The sequence below is a fragment of the Flagellimonas beolgyonensis genome, from assembly GCF_003992615.1.
Classification (GTDB): Bacteria; Bacteroidota; Bacteroidia; order Flavobacteriales; family Flavobacteriaceae; genus Flagellimonas; species Flagellimonas beolgyonensis.
In genome coordinates this window covers 439,054-458,202 of record NZ_RZMY01000003.1, presented here as the reverse complement: position 1 = coordinate 458,202, position 19,149 = coordinate 439,054, and the positions used below count along the sequence as shown (strand labels likewise).

15 protein-coding genes are annotated in these 19,149 nt (G+C 44.3%); 12 read left to right on the top strand and 3 right to left on the bottom strand.

All coding sequences use genetic code 11. From position 1 onward, the window contains the following. The first annotated feature begins 108 nt into the window (after positions 1-108). Positions 109-576, top strand: coding sequence for a DinB family protein (locus tag EO131_RS02925; RefSeq protein ID WP_127018844.1), 468 nt, complete (start codon positions 109-111; stop codon positions 574-576). Here the strand turns inward: EO131_RS02925 and EO131_RS02920 are convergent. After that, the gene (locus EO131_RS02920) at positions 573-1,313 is read right to left on the bottom strand and encodes a DUF3298 and DUF4163 domain-containing protein (RefSeq protein ID WP_127018843.1); all 741 of its coding nucleotides are present in this window, start codon (positions 1,311-1,313) and stop codon (positions 573-575) included. The two genes, EO131_RS02925 and EO131_RS02920, sit on opposite strands and share 4 nt — an antisense overlap. Positions 1,314-1,399: 86 nt before the next feature. Between EO131_RS02920 and EO131_RS02915 the strand changes: the two genes are divergently transcribed. The 4 genes from EO131_RS02915 to EO131_RS02900 all read left to right on the top strand — a co-directional run bounded on the left by EO131_RS02915 (position 1,400) and on the right by EO131_RS02900 (position 7,253). Further along, entirely contained in the window at positions 1,400-2,554 is a 1,155-nt protein-coding gene (locus EO131_RS02915; RefSeq protein ID WP_127018842.1) for a cystathionine gamma-synthase, read from the top strand. Between the two features lie 130 nt (positions 2,555-2,684). Continuing rightward, entirely contained in the window at positions 2,685-4,028 is a 1,344-nt protein-coding gene (gene gdhA / locus EO131_RS02910) for an NADP-specific glutamate dehydrogenase (protein ID WP_127018841.1), read from the top strand. An 83-nt stretch (positions 4,029-4,111) separates the two neighbouring features. Beyond that, a complete protein-coding gene (recO, locus tag EO131_RS02905) occupies positions 4,112-4,831 on the top strand; it encodes a DNA repair protein RecO (RefSeq protein ID WP_127018840.1) in 720 nt (239 codons plus the stop codon). Between the two features lies 1 nt (position 4,832). Then, positions 4,833-7,253, top strand: coding sequence for a TonB-dependent receptor (locus tag EO131_RS02900; protein ID WP_127018839.1), 2,421 nt, complete (start codon positions 4,833-4,835; stop codon positions 7,251-7,253). Between the two features lie 51 nt (positions 7,254-7,304). On the opposite strand, the gene EO131_RS02895 is transcribed toward EO131_RS02900, so the two are convergent. After that, positions 7,305-7,625, bottom strand: a complete 321-nt coding sequence (locus tag EO131_RS02895; RefSeq protein WP_164731595.1) for a DUF4175 domain-containing protein — start codon at positions 7,623-7,625, stop codon at positions 7,305-7,307. Positions 7,626-7,803: 178 nt separating this feature from the next. Here EO131_RS02895 and ileS point away from each other — a divergent pair, with 178 nt between their 5' ends. The 4 genes from ileS to EO131_RS02875 are packed head-to-tail and all read left to right on the top strand — an operon-like array spanning position 7,804 to position 12,936. After that, positions 7,804-11,205, top strand: a complete 3,402-nt coding sequence (ileS, locus tag EO131_RS02890; RefSeq protein ID WP_127018837.1) for an isoleucine--tRNA ligase — start codon at positions 7,804-7,806, stop codon at positions 11,203-11,205. A 2-nt stretch (positions 11,206-11,207) separates the two neighbouring features. Continuing rightward, positions 11,208-11,591, top strand: a complete 384-nt coding sequence (locus EO131_RS02885; RefSeq protein ID WP_127018836.1) for a TraR/DksA family transcriptional regulator — start codon at positions 11,208-11,210, stop codon at positions 11,589-11,591. Between the two features lie 28 nt (positions 11,592-11,619). Then, positions 11,620-12,240, top strand: a complete 621-nt coding sequence (locus EO131_RS02880) for a hypothetical protein (RefSeq protein ID WP_127018835.1) — start codon at positions 11,620-11,622, stop codon at positions 12,238-12,240. 33 nt (positions 12,241-12,273) lie between these two features. Continuing rightward, the gene (locus EO131_RS02875) at positions 12,274-12,936 is read left to right on the top strand and encodes a lipoprotein signal peptidase (RefSeq protein WP_127018834.1); all 663 of its coding nucleotides are present in this window, start codon (positions 12,274-12,276) and stop codon (positions 12,934-12,936) included. Here the strand turns inward: EO131_RS02875 and EO131_RS02870 are convergent. Then, positions 12,924-13,487 (bottom strand): 5-formyltetrahydrofolate cyclo-ligase, encoded by a 564-nt coding sequence (locus tag EO131_RS02870; RefSeq protein WP_127018833.1) that lies wholly within the window; start codon positions 13,485-13,487, stop codon positions 12,924-12,926. The two genes, EO131_RS02875 and EO131_RS02870, sit on opposite strands and share 13 nt — an antisense overlap. Before the next feature lie 483 nt (positions 13,488-13,970). On the opposite strand from EO131_RS02870, the gene uvrC reads away from it, so the two are divergent. The 3 genes from uvrC to EO131_RS02855 all read left to right on the top strand — a co-directional run bounded on the left by uvrC (position 13,971) and on the right by EO131_RS02855 (position 19,143). After that, a complete protein-coding gene (uvrC, locus tag EO131_RS02865; protein WP_127018832.1) occupies positions 13,971-15,761 on the top strand; it encodes an excinuclease ABC subunit UvrC in 1,791 nt (596 codons plus the stop codon). A 2-nt stretch (positions 15,762-15,763) separates the two neighbouring features. Then, on the top strand, positions 15,764-18,025 hold the full coding sequence (locus EO131_RS02860; protein WP_127018831.1) for a patatin-like phospholipase family protein: 2,262 nt from the start codon (positions 15,764-15,766) through the stop codon (positions 18,023-18,025). A gap of 335 nt (positions 18,026-18,360) precedes the next feature. Next, positions 18,361-19,143: a DUF3108 domain-containing protein gene (locus tag EO131_RS02855; protein ID WP_127018830.1), complete on the top strand. Its 783-nt coding sequence runs from the start codon at positions 18,361-18,363 to the stop codon at positions 19,141-19,143. Positions 19,144-19,149: the final 6 nt, after the last annotated feature.

Below are 19,149 nucleotides of genomic sequence, written 5' to 3'. Positions count from 1 at the left end.
CCTTTGTACGAAGGTGTTGTTTTTGAACAGGAGGGGTCAAAACTTGAAATTTAACAGCCCTTTTTCAAAATTAAAACCTAGTTTTATCTTCAGCTAACCATTGTTTCCATGGAAAAATTATTCGACATCTTACTGAAAAACCGAAAAATCCTGCACGATGTGTTACATAAGACACCCCGGGAGGACCTTTTTAAAATTCCGGAGGGATACAACAACAATATTTGGTGGAACATTGCCCATGTGGTGGTTACCCCACAATTATTGCTGTATGGTTTAAGTGGAAGGGATTTTACCATAGAAAAGGAATTGATCGATAAGTACAAAAAAGGCACTTTTCCCGATGGGGAGCCTTCCAAAAACGAAATGGAAAAAATTGACGCTTATCTGTTCAGTACCGTGAAACATATCCAATTGGATTTTGAACATGGCAGGTTCAGTACGTTTCAAGAATACATGACCACGCCCAAAATAGGCTTATCAAACGCAACGGATGCCCTGGCATTCAATGTGTTCCACGAAGGTTTGCACCTTGGGGCCATTTTGGCACTCAAAAAAGCGTTGGAAAGAGACCGTTAAGACTTCACTTTTCTTTTTAGGTACAGATTGATTTCGTTGTAGGGCAATATCAATACAATAGGACCGTCGGCATAGGAGGCCACCTCATATTGGTTGTAGATCAATTGAATGCCTTCTTGGGTATATCCTATATTTTGGGCCAAATGGAAGGCATCGCCCTCAAACATAAACCCCGTGGCATTGATGTTCTTGTCCTGTGGTATCTTTTCCTGGATCCGGAACTTGGTTTCGGCAAACTTGGTAAAACCGGCCTCATCACTAAAAAGTTCCCAATTTTCAAGCTCGGCGCCCTGTCGCTTATCAAAATTTAGAAAGGAAGTGGAGGCATAGCCGTGGGCTCCTCCCGTAAATGAATACGCTTCCAGTTGTATGGTGATGAGATTCACATCTTCATACACTACTTCGCTTTCAATTTTAGCCTCCCAAACGGTTTCTTCGGGAAACTTGGCTTTCAATTCCTTATAACTTTCGGTGAAAGAGGCAATTGCCTTGTCCACATTGTCAATACTCTCGTCTTCGCTAAATGAAAGAATGCTGATGATTTCCTCACGAAGCGCCCTATTGATTACTTTGGCGACCGAAGATTCGTCCAACACTTCAGGTACATTGATTGTAATGTTTGGACAAGAAGCACAGTTTTCACCGGTCAAACGAAGGGTGTCGTAGGTAAGTTTGCTTTCACTTTCGCAACTTACGACAAGGGCGAACACAAAAAGGGCTCCGATAATTTTTTTCATGGTATGGGGCTTTAGGGTCATCAAAAATACTACTTCGTTGATTACGCGGAAAGTTAACGATACATTTGTGGTAAGAATTTGCAATTATGGCCAAGAAGGACTTAAGATTTAATAGTAAAACCATCCATGGAGGACAACACCCCGATAAGGCGTACGGTGCCGTGATGCCTCCGATCTACCAAACATCCACTTACGCACAGACCACACCCGGAGGACATCGAGGTTATGAGTATTCGAGGAGTGCCAACCCAACCCGAACCGCTTTGGAAAATGCACTCGCCAGTATCGAGAACGGAAACCATGGCTTGGCCTTTGCCAGTGGTTTGGCAGCTATCGATGCTGTGCTGAAATTGCTAAAACCCGGTGACGAGGTTTTGGCCACCAACGACCTGTATGGAGGAAGTTATCGATTGTTCAAAAGGGTGTATGAGAAGTTTGGCATTGTATTCCGGTTTTTGGATATGCAGGATGCAAAGGCCATTGAAACTGAAATTTCCCATGCTACTAGAATGGTTTGGCTGGAAACACCGACCAATCCGTTGATGAACATTGTGGACATTTCGGCCATTGCCAAAATCACCAAACAAAAAGGATTGTTGCTGGCGGTTGACAATACATTCGCATCGCCCTATTTGCAGCTTCCCCTAGAGCTCGGCGCCGACATTGTGATGCATTCGGCCACCAAATACCTCGGCGGACACAGCGATTTGGTTGTTGGGGCCTTGGTGGTGAACGATAAGGATTTGGCCGATCAATTGTACTTTATACAAAATGCCAGTGGTGCCATATGTGGGCCCATGGACAGTTTTTTGACCCTCCGCGGTATTAAAACCTTACATGTGCGCATGCAGCGGCATTGTGAAAACGGGGAGGCCATTGCCCATTTTTTGAACATCCATCCCAAGATTGAAAAAGTATATTGGCCGGGATTTGAATCCCACCCCAATCATGCAGTGGCCAAAAAACAAATGAAGGGCTATGGTGGTATGATTTCCTTTGTGCCCAAAGGCGGAAATTATACCGATGCCATAAAAATTGTGGAGAAACTCAAAATATTTACCCTGGCAGAATCGTTGGGTGGTGTGGAAAGTTTGGCCGGCCATCCCGCCAGTATGACCCATGCCAGTATCCCCAAAAATGAAAGGGAAAAAATAGGTGTGGTGGATGCACTGATCAGACTAAGTGTGGGCATTGAGGATGTGGACGATTTGATAGCCGATTTGGCCCAAGCACTCGATTGAACTATTTTGAAAAATTTATAAAAAATAAATACCTAAATTATTGAAATAGTATAATTTTGCCGTCTAATTCATAATTTACTAATAATCGCCCCTGCGCCAGTGCAAAGGGACATCTAATTTTACTCCGTATATGGAAGACAAAATCAAAGCATTTATGGATGAGGTGAAGGCCAGGAATGGTCATGAGCCCGAATTCATTCAAGCCGTACAAGAGGTAGCGGAAACCGTTATACCTTACATTGTCCAGCACGACATTTATCATGGGAAAAATATCCTTTTGCGCATGGTGGAGCCAGAGCGATTGATATCCTTCCGGGTGGCCTGGGTCGATGATAATGGTGAAATCCATGTCAACCGTGGTTACCGAATCCAAATGAACTCTGCCATTGGCCCATACAAAGGGGGACTTCGTTTCCACCCTACCGTGAACGCCAGTGTATTGAAATTCTTGGCTTTCGAACAAGTATTTAAGAACAGTCTCACCACACTGCCCATGGGTGGTGGTAAAGGTGGTTCCGACTTTGACCCCAAAGGGAAGTCCGACGATGAGGTAATGCGTTTTTGCCATGCCTTCATGACCGAATTGTGCCGACACATCGGACCAAACACCGATGTGCCAGCTGGTGACATCGGCGTGGGAGCCCGCGAAATCGGGTTCTTGTTCGGGATGTACAAAAAAATCCGAAACGAGTTCACCGGGGTATTGACCGGAAAAGGGCTTTCTTGGGGTGGATCATTGATCCGTCCAGAGGCCACAGGTTACGGTACCGTTTATTTTGCCGATAGCATGTTGAAGACCAAAGGGGAGTCTTTTGAAGGAAAGAACGTGGTAATTTCCGGTTCTGGAAACGTGGCTCAGTACGCTGCTGAAAAAGTACTTCAATTGGGCGGAAAGGTATTGACCCTTTCTGATTCCAGCGGATATATTCATGATAAAGAGGGCATCAACGAGGAAAAATTGGCCTTTGTGATGGATTTGAAGAACAATAAAAGAGGACGCATTTCCGAATATGTGAACCAGTATCCTTCTGCTACCTTCCACAAAGGGGAAACCCCATGGAAAGTGGTTTGTGATGTGGCATTGCCATGTGCAACCCAGAACGAGTTGAACGGGGACGATGCGGCTGCATTGATCAAAAATGGTTGTATTGCAGTGGCCGAAGGTGCCAACATGCCATCAACGCCGGAAGCGATCCATGCATTCCATGACGCCAAAATATTGTTTGCTCCCGGAAAAGCTTCCAACGCAGGGGGTGTTGCCACTTCCGGTTTGGAAATGTCACAGAACTCCCTACGTATCAGTTGGACCCGTGAGGAAGTAGATGAGCGCTTGAAGGGCATTATGGCAGGTATCCATGATTCCTGCATCCAATATGGTAAGGAAGAGAATGGCTACTGCAACTATGTAAAAGGTGCAAATATTGCCGGCTTCGTAAAGGTTGCCGATGCCATGTTGGCCCAAGGGGTAATATAACCCGCGGCATTCCATAAATTTTTAGCAGTTACCGAAAGTTGTGGCTATTTTTACACTTTTGGTAACTGCTTCTTTTTTGGCCCATGCAAATAACAACAAAGGCAATCGTACTTTCCTCACTAAAATATGGTGACACGAGTCTTATTGTTCGAGCATTTACGGAGTCCGATGGGGTGAAATCCTATTTGTTGAAAGGTGTACTGGCCTCCAAAAAGGGCAAATTGAAACCCGCCTATTTTCTTCCCTTGATGCAGTTGGAACTGGTGGCCGTCCATAAAAATAAGGGCACGTTGGAGACCATTAAGGAAGTCAAGGTTTCCATGCCCTACCAAAGTCTCCACACCGATGTACTCAAGAACAGTGTGGTACTTTTTTTGGCTGAAATGTTGGGCAACTGCCTTCAGGAGCAGGAAGAGGACCCAGGGCTTTTCAATTACTTGGAATATGCCTTTCATTGGTTCGATACCCATCCCATGGCACCCAATTTTCACATCCTGTTTTTGTTGAACTTGACCAAGTATTTGGGCTTTTATCCGGACACCTATGGCCAAGATGCGCCTTTTTTTGATCTTCAGGAAGGGGGCTTTTGTACATCTCCTTCCCTTAACCCATTGATTCAGAGCGAGAATCTGAAAAATTTCAAGCTGTTTTTGGGCATGAATTTTGATGCATTATCGTCGAAACAACTAACGAAGTCGAATAGGCGCGAACTTCTAAAAACCATTATCCTGTATTACCGTTTGCATGTGCACGGATTCAGGGAACCGAAGTCTCTCGCAGTATTAAATGCCGTGTTTACCTAGAATGCAAAACCTAAAACCAACCTTAACACTTTTTCTTTTCTTGTTTGCTCTGTTTTCCTATGCCCAAGAAGTGACCGTCTTGGATTCTGATTCGGGAAAACCAGTGGACAACATAGCCGTTTTCAACAGGGATCAAACTAAATCCACCATTACCGATGCCAATGGAAAATGTGATCTGGGCCAGTTTTCCGACAATGAGCGGATTACGTTCAAACACATCAGTTATGAAACCTATACTACCACCAAAGCACAATTGAACCGAAGGGGAAACCGATTGTATCTCCAATTAAAGACAGAGGAGTTGCAAGAAGTGGTGATGTCGGTCTCCAAATGGGAACAGCAGAAAAAAAATGTGCCCCAGAAAATAGAAACACTCGGGGCCCGACAAATCGAATTTACCACACCGCAGACATCCGCGGATCTATTGCAGAACAGTGGCAAGATATTCGTTCAAAAAAGTCAACTGGGAGGTGGTAGTCCCTTGATCCGTGGTTTTGCCACCAATCGGGTATTGCTTTCTGTGGATGGAGTTCGCATGAACAATGCCATTTTTAGGGGAGGGAATCTGCAAAATGTGATTTCCATCGATCCCTTTACCATCAAGAAAACGGAGATTACCTTTGGTCCGGGTTCGGTGATCTATGGTAGTGATGCCATTGGGGGGGTGATGAGCTTCTACACCATGAACCCTCATTTTTCATATACCGATAGTCTGGCATTCTCGGGTAACGCCAGTATGAGGTATGCATCGGCAAACAATGAGAACACGGCCCATATCGACTTTAATTTGGGCAAACGGAACTGGGCTTCCTACACCAGTTTTACCTACAATAATTTTGATGACCTTAAAATGGGAGCACATGGCCCGGAATCCTATTTAAGGAACAACTATGTGGTTACACGTAACGGTACGGATGTTCTTGTTCCGAACAATGACCCCAGAAAACAAGTCACCTCCGGATATGACCAGTTCAACTTTCTTCAAAAGTTTTCGTACAGGCCCAACAGCACATGGAACTATGATCTGGGTTTGTACTATTCAGAGACTTCGGATTACGCGAGGTACGACAGATTGATACGTCCGAACAGGGATGGAACCGGCCTGCGGTCTGCGGAATGGTACTATGGTCCCCAAAAATGGTTCATGGGGAATTTCCAAGTGACCAAAAAAGGCAAGAACATGTTTTACGATGGGGTAAAACTGACCACGGCCTATCAGTTTTTTGAAGAAAGTAGAAACGACCGTGGCTTTGGGGACGTTGAATTGTTCTCCACCAACGAAAAGGTGGATGCCCTTTCGGTAAACCTGGATTTTGAGAACAAAAAAATTGGCGCGCTGCACCTGTACTACGGCGCGGAGTATGTCTTCAACAAAGTCCATTCCTTCGGCAGTATGAAAAATTTGGAGACCTATGTGGTGGAACCTACAGCATCCCGTTACCCGGATGGCGCAACATGGCAGACTTTGGCAGGCTATGTGAATGGGGAGTATCAATTAAAGCCCAATGTTACCTTGCTGTCGGGCATACGCTATAGCCAGGTTTGGGTGGATGCCCAATTTGAAAATACCTTTTATCCCTTTCCATTTGATGAAGCCGATATTGTGACCGGGGCATTGACGGGGAGTTTGGGTCTAAGTTGGTTTCCATGGTCGGACTTTCAGGTGACCCTCAATGGATCAACTGGATTTAGAGCGCCAAATATTGACGATATCGGAAAAATTTTCGACTCGGAACCGGGTTCCGTTGTGGTGCCCAATCCCGATCTGGAACCCGAGTACGCCTATAATGGCGAATTGGGCCTTCGTAAAAATTTCAACGATGTAGTGGTGCTGAAAGGCTCAGCCTACTATACGTATCTAGTGGATGCACTGGTTCGAAGAGATTTTACCTTCAATGGCCAAAACGAAATCGAATACAACGGCGAGCCCAGTAATGTGCAGGCCATACAAAATGCGGCCAAGGCCTATGTGTACGGTTTTGAGTTCGGAGTAGAGGCCTTCTTGGACGAGCATTTATCCCTAACATCGAACCTAACCATAACCGAAGGTATTGAGGAAGACGACGATGGCACCGACAGTCCGGCCCGGCATGCGGCCCCAACATTTGGCGATGTGCACCTGTTATGGCAAAATCAAAAATTGAAGGCCGATTTCTTTCTCAATTACAACGGTGAGGTGAGCAGTGGGGATTTGGCACTTTCAGAACGGAGTAAAGACTATATATATGCCATGGACAGTGATGGAAATCCGTATTCCCCATCATGGTACACCTTGAATTTTAGATCACAATACCAAATTACCAATGCCTTAAAGGCCAGTGTGGGATTGGAGAACATTACCAATCAACGATATCGTACCTATTCTTCCGGAATTGTGGCACCCGGCACCAATCTTATCTTGAGTTTGGGCTATGTTTTTTAATTAAAAATGCCCGGATTGCCGGGCATCTTCATATCGTTTGAGATAAAATTTTTAGATTTTGATGCTATCGATGGCTTTTTTGGCCGTCTCCTTCATTTCCTCGCCAGCCTTTTTTGCAGCATCCATGGTTTCCTCACCGGCTTTTTTAAGGCTGTCCAAAGCTTGTTCGCCCATTTCCTTGGCTTCTTCCCCGGCTTCCTTCATGGCGTCAACCGCATCGTCTGTGGCCTCCTTTAGGTCTTTCCCTGCTTGTTCCAAGCCTTCACTGGCTTCTTCGGATGCTTCCTTGGCCTTGTCCGTAGCTTCTTTGCAAGAAACCAATACAGAGGTCGAGATGGCAAGTGCCATCATCCCAATAATTACTTTTTTCATCATAAAATGGTTTAGTGTTTATAGTGTGGAAAGATACGATTTATGCCCCAAAAAGCCATTGGGAGGGTATCATATTTAGGTTAAGGTGGTTATGTGTATTCTTACGGTGTTGGGTAGCCCATAATTCCATCTAAATTTATAATTTTGCAAACTTGAATTCTAGAAGAAGAAGTAGGATATGAAGTTTGCGGAATATAAGGGATTGGATTTGCCAAAAGTATCGGAAGAAGTTCTAAGCTTTTGGAAGGACCACCATATTTTTGAGAAAAGTGTTTCCACCAGGGAGGGCAAGGAAAGTTATGTGTTCTATGAAGGCCCCCCTTCCGCAAATGGAATGCCGGGCATCCACCACGTTATGGCACGTACCATCAAGGATATTTTTCCAAGGTACAAGACCATGAAAGGTTTTCAGGTAAAACGTAAAGCTGGTTGGGATACCCACGGACTGCCCATCGAAATCGGTGTGGAGAAGGAATTGGGCATCACCAAGGAGGACATCGGCAAAAAAATATCTGTGGAAGAGTACAATGCCGCTTGTAAAAAGGCGGTGATGCGCTACACGGATGTCTGGAACGAAATGACCGAAAAAATTGGGTATTGGGTGGATATGGACGACCCCTACATCACCTACAAACCCAAATATATGGAGTCCGTTTGGTGGTTGCTAAAACAAATCTATGACAAGGGGCTACTGTATAAAGGATATACCATTCAACCGTATTCGCCAAAGGCGGGCACGGGATTAAGCTCCCACGAGCTCAACCAACCCGGAACCTATCAAGATGTTACAGATACCACCGTAACCGCACAGTTCAAGGCCGTACCGGAATCATTGCCTGATTTCTTGAAGGATATAGAAGGGGAACTCTACTTTTTGGCGTGGACGACCACCCCATGGACACTTCCTTCCAACACGGCATTGACGGTTGGGCCCAAAATCGAATACGTCACGGTAAAAACGTTCAACCAATATACATTTGAGAAAATAACTGTGGTATTGGCAAAAGCTTTGGTGAGCAAACAGTTCAGCAGCAAGTTTATCGCTGTGGAAACCGAAGCCGATCTGAATGCATTTCAAGAAGGCGACAAAAAAATACCCTATTTGGTAGGGAACAGTTTTGTGGGCAAGGATTTGGTTGGCATTCGATACGAGCAATTGATCGACTATGTACAGCCCTACCAAAATCCTGAAAATGCATTCCGTGTTATTTCCGGGGATTTTGTGACCACGGAAGACGGTACCGGAATCGTGCATACCGCCCCCACCTTTGGTGCGGACGATGCCTTGGTGGCCAAACAGGCCGAACCTGAGGTACCACCAATGTTGGTGTTGGACGAGAACAACAACCCGGTGCCATTGGTAGATCTTCAAGGAAAGTTCAGGCCTGAAATGAAGGAGTTTGGCGGCAAGTATGTGAAGAACGAATACTATGATGAAGGCGAGGCTCCCGAAAGATCGGTAGATGTCGAGATTGCCATCAAACTAAAAGAAGAGAACAAGGCCTTTAAGGTCGAAAAATATGTACACAGTTATCCGAACTGCTGGCGTACTGACAAGCCCATACTGTACTATCCATTGAACTCCTGGTTCATCAAGGTGACCGATGTGAAGGACCGCATGTTCGAACTCAACCAAACCATCAATTGGAAACCTAAGGCAACCGGTGAAGGCCGCTTTGGTAACTGGTTGGCCAATGCCAACGATTGGAACCTTTCCCGATCCCGGTATTGGGGTATTCCATTGCCCATCTGGCGAACCGAGGATGGTAAAGAGGAAATGATCATCGGCTCCGTGGAAGAGTTGAAAAATGAAATGGCCAAGGCAGTGGAAGCTGGTGTCCTGAACAAAGATGTGTTTGCTGATTTTGTGGTGGGCGACATGAGCGAAACCAACTACGACAAAATCGATTTACATAAAAATATTGTGGATGCCATCACCTTGGTGTCCCCAACCGGGCAACCGATGAAAAGGGAGGCCGACTTGATCGATGTGTGGTTCGATAGTGGCTCCATGCCCTACGCCCAATGGCACTATCCTTTTGAGAACAAGGAATTGATCGATGAGGGCATCGCCTTCCCGGCCAACTTTATTGCAGAGGGGGTAGATCAGACCCGCGGCTGGTTCTATACGTTGCATGCCATTGCCACTATGGTGTTCGATAGCATCGCCTATGAAAATGTAGTGTCCAACGGATTGGTTTTGGACAAGGAAGGCAAGAAAATGTCCAAGCGATTGGGCAATGCCGTAGATCCCTTTGAAGTATTGCCGGAACATGGTCCCGATGCCACCCGTTGGTACATGATCTCGAATGCCAACCCATGGGACAACCTTAAATTTGATATCGAGGGGGTAGTGGAAGTGAAGCGCAAGTTCTTCGGAACGCTCTACAACACCTATTCCTTTATGGCACTGTATGCCAATATTGATGAGTTTACGTATGCGGAAGCAGACGTACCCTTGCAGGACAGACCTGAAATTGACCAATGGATCTTGTCCGAACTGCATACCTTGATCAAGAATGTGGACGAGGCCTATGCCGATTATGAAGCCACACGGGCATCCCGCATGATTTCCGATTTTGTGCAGGAGAACCTGAGCAACTGGTATGTGCGTTTGTGCAGGAGACGTTTCTGGAAAGGCGATTATGGGCAGGACAAGATTTCGGCCTACCAGACGCTATATACTTGTTTGGTAACTGTGGCAAAGCTTTCGGCCCCAGTGGCACCGTTCTTTATGGACCGGTTGTACAAGGATTTGGATGCGGTGACCCACAAAGAAGGTATCGAGAGTGTCCATTTGGCGGAATTCCCGGTCTATGATCCCGCAATGGTGAACGAAAAACTGGAACGGAAGATGCAGTTGGCCCAGAAGATATCCTCTTTGGTGCTTTCCATCCGTCAGAAAGAAAAGATCAAAGTGCGCCAACCCTTGCAGAAAATCATGATTCCGGTTTTGGACAAGGAGCAAAAATCCGATATTGAAGCGGTTTCCAACTTGATCAAATCGGAGGTAAATGTCAAGGAAATTGAACTGTTGGATGACGCTTCCGGCATCTTGGTTAAACAAATAAAACCGAATTTTAAGGTGTTAGGCCCGAAATTTGGTAAGGATATGAAAGCCATTGCGGCCGAAGTGGCTAAAATGGGACAGGAGGATATCCAAAAAATGGAACAAGAAGGAGAATTAACACTCCAATTGGAAAATAAAAGCGTTAATTTACAGTTAACCGATGTAGAGATCAGCTCCCAAGACATAGAAGGTTGGTTGGTTGCCAGTTCGGGCCCTTTGACGGTTGCCCTGGATGTGACCATAGATGACAACCTGAGAAAGGAGGGGATCGCAAGGGAATTGGTGAACCGCATCCAGAACATTCGAAAGGAATCTGGATTTGAGGTGACCGATAAGATTGATATTAAAATTTTGAAGGACGGCTTTGTGGAAAATGCCATTTTGAGCAACGAGGACTATATTAAGACAGAGACCTTGACGGCAGAGCTGAACTTTGAGGAAAATTTGGATGAAGGTGTTGCAGTTGCCTTCGACGAAGTGAATACAAAATTGTTTATTCAAAAGCATTAACCATGGCAGAAGATTTAAAAGTAAGATACTCTGACAAGGAACTAGAGGAATTCAGGGCCTTGATCGAAGAAAAAATGGAGAAGGCAAAAAGTCATTTGGAACTTTTGAAAAGTTCCTATATGAATGACGGAAACAATGGTACCGACGATACATCGCCCACATTCAAGGCCTTTGAGGAAGGTTCGGAGACCATGAGCAAAGAGGCGAACACCCAGTTGGCCATCCGTCAGGAGAAATTTATAAGGGATCTTAAGAATGCCCTTATGCGCATAGAGAACAAAACCTATGGCATTTGCCGTGTAACCGGTAAGCTCATCAACAAAGAGCGTTTAAAATTGGTTCCGCATGCTACGTTGAGCATTGAGGCAAAGAATATGCAGAAATAAGAAAAACGCCCTCGGGCGTTTTTTGTTTATGAGGATATTGGTTTGCATAGCGTTCGTTATTGCCAGCGTAACTGTTCGGGGACAAAAACTGGTCAAAAAAGCGATTATTGATCCCCATATCGATTTTATTCAGATCGATTCCCAATATTGTTATCGCATAGATTTGAAAACAGCACAAACGGACGAAGTGACCGTTTCGGCAAGTATTGAAGGGGAATATGCCAAAGATCTTTTGGTCTCCATTGAAGAAACCGGCACCACAGCCTTGATCAGTGCCGATTTTCAACCGATTTTCATAAATCCAAACGATAAGCTGAGTGCCCACAAAGTGGTGTCCATTGCATTGGAGATCCAAGTGCCAAATTATAAGAGTGTAGCAGTTTTCGGTACCAATTGTGATGTGTATGCAACAGGCAAATATGAAAATTTGAACGTGACCCTATCCGATGGCAGATGTACGTTGACCCATGTATCGGAAACCGTGGAGGTTGTTACCCAAAAGGGAGATATTTGGCTCAATGCGCCCAGTGGCGATATTTTAGCGGAAACCGATTACGGTGTAGTGGAGGACCAAAACATTCCTTTTGGACATAATCTATTTGTACTGAAGTCGGTGGAAGGCAATATCCATCTCATGAAAACCAAATAATATCCATATTTTTGCAACCGCTTTGCTAGAAAGATGAGTCTAAAAAAATCACTCTTACTTATTTTCCTGATCTTATTGGTGGACCAAATTTCCAAGGTCTACATCAAGACCCATTTTATTTTGGGTGAATCCCACGATGTTTTGGGTTGGTTTAAAATTCTATTTATAGAGAACGAAGGCGCGGCTTGGGGAACCAAGTTGAGCGATTTGCTTCCCATCTCGGAATCTACAGGAAAATTGTTCTTGACCATTTTTCGTTTGTTCGCGGTTTTTGGCATTGGCTATTGGTTGTGGGACATCATTAAAAAACAGTCGCCCCGTACATTGATCTTGGCAGTTTCCCTGATTTTTGCAGGAGCCATTGGCAATATCATCGATTCGGTTTTTTACGGGATCATATTTGACCACAGCAATGGGCAAGTAGCCTCTTTCTTTGCTGATGAACCTTATGGCAGTCTGTTTCATGGCAAGGTGGTGGATATGCTCTATTTTCCGTTGATCGATACCACTTGGCCCGATTGGGTTCCTTCGGTAGGCGGACAACGGTTCCGTTTCTTCGAACCCGTTTTTAACATTGCGGATACGGCCATCAGTACCGGCGTGGGTATTTTGATCGTCTTCAACAAAAAGGCATTTCCGAAGAACGTTGAAAAACCAGCAACATCTTCCGAAGAGGCTACCGATCAGAACGTGTAGATTTCTTCCGGGGTTATGCAGTAATCCAATCGCACATCATTATCATGTATATCGGATATGGGCTCCTTTTCTGCCCCAAAAAAAGAAAGGCCGATCTTAACGGTCTCTTTGCGGCATTTTTGTAAAAAGGTATCGTAAAAGCCTTTTCCGTACCCAACTCGGTTCCCGTGCATATCAAAGGCCAAAAGGGGAATAAACACCACATCGATTTTGCTCTCGGGCACCAAAATACCATCTGTGGGCTCTGGAATGCCCCAACTATTTTTCTTGAAAGAGGTATTATCGGTAACCAAATAATTTTCCAATGCACTTGGCCCGGATATTTTGGGAACGACAATGTTTTTGTCCTTTCCCTGCAATAGGGTTAGGAGGGGTAAAGTATCTATTTCGTTTTTCTCGGCTATACTCAGAAAGGTATGGAAATAAAAAAAATCCCAAACTGGGATTTGAAGTACATGATTGGCTAAAATCAAACTTAAATCTGATGCTTCTGACGGAGAAATCGCCGCTCTCAGATTTTTATATTTTTTTCTTAGTTCATGTTTCAACATTAACTGTTGAAGATTTAGGGGTTGTTTTGGGGCAACGGTAAATTATTCTCCTTTGGTTGCAACGGAGAAAAAGATTTTGAAGAATAGCATCAAAATCAAGTACATTCCCAAAACGATCACATAGTTTTCCATAGGATTGCATTTATATATCGTTAAATGTAAGTAAAACAATTTAAAATAACACCATGAAATGCAGATTTTATCGATGAACTACACTCTTTTTTACAGTAGTTTAACAAATCGAACGGAATCTTTAACAGAGGTTTTGCAGGTATTGGCCAAATTTATTAAGGTGGATTTTCCATGATGTGGTTTCAGTTCATCTGCCTCTAATCCACTGCTACTAAATTAGTTTCCTTAATTTATGAAATGAATCGAGCGTTCCATCAATATAAAATGGGGTCAGGTCAAGTTTAATAAGAAACACGATATTTATATCTTAACTTTGTTAGAAAGACAGAATCCAAGTTTTTGACGCTTACCATGCCCGATCCAATTTCCTTGAATGTTCAAATAAATGTGTTGCCCAACGACCCTGGGGTGTACCAATTTTATGATGCCGAGGGAAAGATCCTTTATGTGGGAAAGGCCAAAAACCTCAAAAAAAGGGTATCCTCCTACTTCAATAAAAAGCAGGAATACGGAAAAACCAGGGTACTGGTCAAAAAAATTCGTGAGATCAGGCATATTGTTGTGCCCACCGAGTCCGATGCGCTGCTCTTGGAGAACAACTTGATCAAAAAACTGCAACCACGTTACAATGTATTGTTGAAGGACGATAAATCGTACCCTTGGATTTGTATCAAGAACGAACGCTTTCCACGGGTATTCCCTACCCGAAAGCTCATTAAGGATGGATCCGAATATTTTGGCCCTTATACCAGTATGAAAACCGTTCGCACACTATTGGATTTGGTAAAGAGCCTATACCCGCTTCGGACCTGCAACTACGATCTTTCCAAGGATAAGATCGAAGCCGGCAAATACAAAGTGTGTTTGGAATACCATTTGGGCAATTGCCTGGGGCCGTGCGAAGGGTTTCAATCTGAGGCGTCTTACCATGGCCAGATCGAGGATATCCGCCAGATCATCAAAGGCAATTTCAAAGATTCCTTACACTCCTTCAAAAAGCAGATGAAAGTGTTGGCCGAACAAATGGAATTCGAGAAGGCGCAACGGATCAAAGATAAAATTGACATCCTTGAAAACTATCAAGCCAAATCCACCGTGGTCAATCCCAAGATCAACAATGTGGATGTGTTTTCCATCATTTCGGATGAAACCTATGCGTACATCAATTTCCTGCAACTTTCCCATGGGTCCATTGTACGGTCGCACACCATGGAAATCAAGAAAAAGCTGGATGAGTCCGATGAAGAATTGCTACAATTGGCCATCATTGAAATTCGGCAACGGTTCCAGTCCCAGTCCAAGGAAATCTATTTGCCTTTTCCTGTTGAGGTCGAAGAAACCATCAAGGTCACTTTGCCCAAATTGGGCGATAAGCGACAAATTTTGGAACTTTCTGAACGCAACGCCCGATTTTATAGACAGGACAAACTGAAACAGATCAAGATTGTGGATCCGGATCGACATGTAAAACGGATCATGGCCCAAATGAAGGCCGACCTTCGGCTTTCTGAAGAGCCAAGGCATATCGAATGTTTTGACAATTCCAACATTCAGGGGAGCAATCCGGTGGCTGCCTGTGTGGTCTTCAAGGACGGCAAACCCTCCAAAAAGGATTATCGGCATTTCAACATCAAAACAGTGGAAGGCCCCGACGATTTTGCCAGTATGGAGGAAGTGGTGTACAGAAGGTACAAACGACTGTTGAACGAGGACGAACCCTTGCCTCAACTTATTGTAATTGATGGGGGAAAGGGCCAGTTGTCATCAGCATTAAAAAGTTTGGAAGCACTTGATCTTCGAGGCAAGATCGCCATCATCGGTATTGCCAAGCGTTTGGAAGAAATTTATTTTCCCGGGGATTCCGTACCATTGTATTTGGACAAACGATCGGAGACCTTAAAGATCATTCAACAATTAAGAAACGAGGCCCACAGGTTCGGCATAACCCACCATCGAAATAAGCGAAGCAAGGGAGCTATCAATTCAGAACTGGAGAATATCGAAGGCGTGGGCAAAAAAACGGCGGAGCAACTTTTGAAAAGTTTCAAATCGGTGAAACGCATCAAAGAAGCATCCATTGAAACGCTTGCCGAAACCGTAGGCAAGTCCAAGGCGGAAAAAATTTTTAAATCCTTTCATTGACCATGTATATTAGACACATAATCGCCATCATAGTATTCACCTTTTGTGGGGTTTGGGCATATGGACAGGATACTGCACCAGATGTGCCGCCCAAAGTGGGCTTGGTGCTCAGTGGTGGTGGTGCGAAGGGATTGGCACATATTGGAGCCTTGAAGGTAATCGAAGAAGCGGGGATCAAAGTGGACTATATTGGCGGAACCAGTATGGGGGCCATTGTAGGTGCTTTGTACGCGTCCGGTTATTCCGCCCACGAGCTAGATTCGATATTCAAGAAAACGGATTTCACGGATCTTATTCAAGACAATGTACCCCGTGGGGCAAAGACCTTTTATGAGAAGGAGGATTCTGAACGGTACGCCCTATCCTTGCCCTTCACCAATTTCAAGGTTAGCTTTCCACCAGCCATTTCTGGGGGTCAGAATATTTATAACATGTTGGTGCAATTGCTGTTTCATGTAAAGGATATCCAGGATTTCAGGAAATTGCCCATTCCGTTTTTGTGTATTGCCACAAATGTGGAAACAGGTGAAGAGGTTTTGCTGGACAAAGGGTACCTGCCAGAGGCCATAGTGGCCAGTGGCACCTTTCCCTCTTTATTTGAACCGTCAGAAATCGATGGCGACATTTTGATCGATGGTGGTGTGGTGAACAATTATCCGATAGACCAAGTTAGGGCCATGGGGGCCGACATTATTATTGGGGTGGATGTGCAACACGATCTGGCCACAAGGGAATCCCTGTCTTCTGCAACCGAGATATTGCTTCAGATCAACAACTATCGCACGGTGAACGACATGAAAAGAAAATCGGGGCAAACCGATATCTACATCCGGCCGGACATTGATGAATTTTCGGTTATCGATTTTGAAAAGGGCAACCAAATCATAAAAAGTGGGGAAGCGGCGGCAAGGACCTTCCAAGACGAATTGATAAAAATTGCCCAAACGCAGGACCATCACCCAAAACCACACAAACGAATCCAGTTAATGGATAGTCTGACCATCAACCGCATGATCATTGAAGGCAACGATAGGTACACTCGGGGATACATAAAAGGGAAGCTTCGCTTTAACCTGGCCGATAAAATTTCCTTTGAAGAATTGAAACAAGGCATCAATAATCTTTCGGCCACGGGCAACTTTAAGGCCATACGGTATGATCTGGTCTCGAATGGTCTGGGAACCGATCTGATCTTGAAATTGAAAGAGAACCCCACTAAGATGTTCCTCAAAATGTCCGCACATTATGATGATCTCTACAAAAGTGCGGCATTGATCAACTTGACCAAAAAGAATTTTTTGATGAAGGACGATGTGGCCTCGTTTGATTTTATTCTTGGGGACAATATTCGGTATAACATGCAGTACTATTTGGACAAAGGGTACTATTGGAGTTTTGGGATCAATTCTAGGTTGACTGATTTCGATTCAGAAATCGATTTTTCCCTGATTCGGGGAAATTTCAACGTGCCCGACGACCCCAATATCCAACGAATCAACATTGACGTTACCGATCTTACCAACCAAATCTATCTGCAAACGGTATTGCAAGAAGAGTTTGCCTTCACTTTGGGCGCCGAACACAAGCTGTTGCGGTATAGCACCAGGACCTTGGGGCAACAATCCATGGAGGCTGGCTTTAGTGAAGGCAATGGCAGGACCACGTTTGAAAATTCCAACTATTTCAGTGCTTTTTCCAAGATCACTTTGGACACGTATGACGACAAATACTTTCCTACAAAAGGACTGTTGTTCGATAGTGATATCCATTTGTATCTCCTTTCTTCGGACTACAATGACAATTTTAAGGAATTTGCCGTCGCAAAGGCCCGTTTGGGAACAGTGGTGCCGCTCCGCCATAACCTCAGTCTAAATGTGGAGACCGAGGGAGGGGTAAAATTGGGCACCTCGGCAGTAACTTCTTTCGATTTTGTGTTGGGTGGGTTTGGCAATGAATTTGTGAACAATTTCACTCCCTTTATTGGTTACGATTTTTTGAGCTTGCCGGGTAACAGCTACATCAAGGCATACGGCAGATTGGACTATCGGTTTGCCCCAAAGAACCACATATTGTTCACTGCAAATTTTGCCAATGTGGCCGATGATCTTTTCCGGACTGGCGATTGGTTTCAGGAACCGACTTTTTCCGGCTATGGTATAGGTTACGGATTTGAATCGTTTTTGGGTCCTGTCCAAATTTATTATTCCTGGTCGCCAGAGATCACCAGCAGCAATGTTTTCTTCAGTGTAGGCTACTGGTTCTAATGAAAAAACCGCTTCAAAATCCTTGTAATTCTTAATAATTTGCCAAAAATTGATGTGGTTTCCATCAATTTGGAAGCTCTTAAGTTAAAGTCCGTTAAAAACTTATTTTCCTACAAAACCTTGCTGTATATTTGGAGCAGATAAGGGGTGGTTCCCTTATAACTTTAAGTATTGGTTTTTCATAATTTAAAGTTTGGTTGGTTATTTAGGAAAAGCCCAGTTTTAAGACTGGGCTTTTTTTATTTATACTAATTTGGAACAAGTTTTGTTTAAGTATATGTAAACTGAAAGGCCCCAGCATTGATTTTGCTAAATTTATACGCAACAATTTGTTTATGAAAAAGATACTGACCCTACTTTTCATCCTCGCATTGATGCCCTTGTCGGCACAAATGTCCACACCGGCATTCAAGCCTGGGGAGTGGCTCAAGTTTCGGATTCACTATGGGTTTTTGAATGCCAGTTACGCGACCATGCACCTTACATCCGATGACCTCAATGGGGTTCCCGTGTATCATGTGGTGGGGCATGGAAAGACCACCGGTTTTGCGAGCATCTTTTTTAAGGTCGATGACACTTATGAAAGTTATTTTGGGCGTACCAATGGCAAACCTTATAAGTTCATCCGAAAAATTGACGAAGGCGGCTATACCAAGGACATCCAAATCGATTTTGATTACAAAAAGGACAAGGCGGTACTTAAGGATTTTAAAAATGGTACCGAGATGGACATTGAAATCCATGATCAAATCCAAGATCTTATTTCGGCCTCCTATTATATGAGGAGCAATTACAACCTCACGCAATTTGAAGAAGGTCAGTCCATCGACATCGATATGCTGTTCGATGACGACGGGGTCTTTAAATTCCAGTTAAAATATTTGGGAAAAGAAATCTTAAGGACCAAGTTTGGAAAGGTGGAATGTCTTAAATTTAGGCCGTTGGTTCAATCGGGCCGGGTATTCAAGGAAAAGGAAAGTCTTACCCTATGGGTCTCCAATGATTTGAACAAAATTCCCGTCCGGATCAAGGCCGATTTGGCCGTTGGGTCGCTCAAAGCAGATCTCGATGGTTACAATGGGCTAAGAAACCAGTTCAAAATAATAATGAATGAGTAGCTAGGC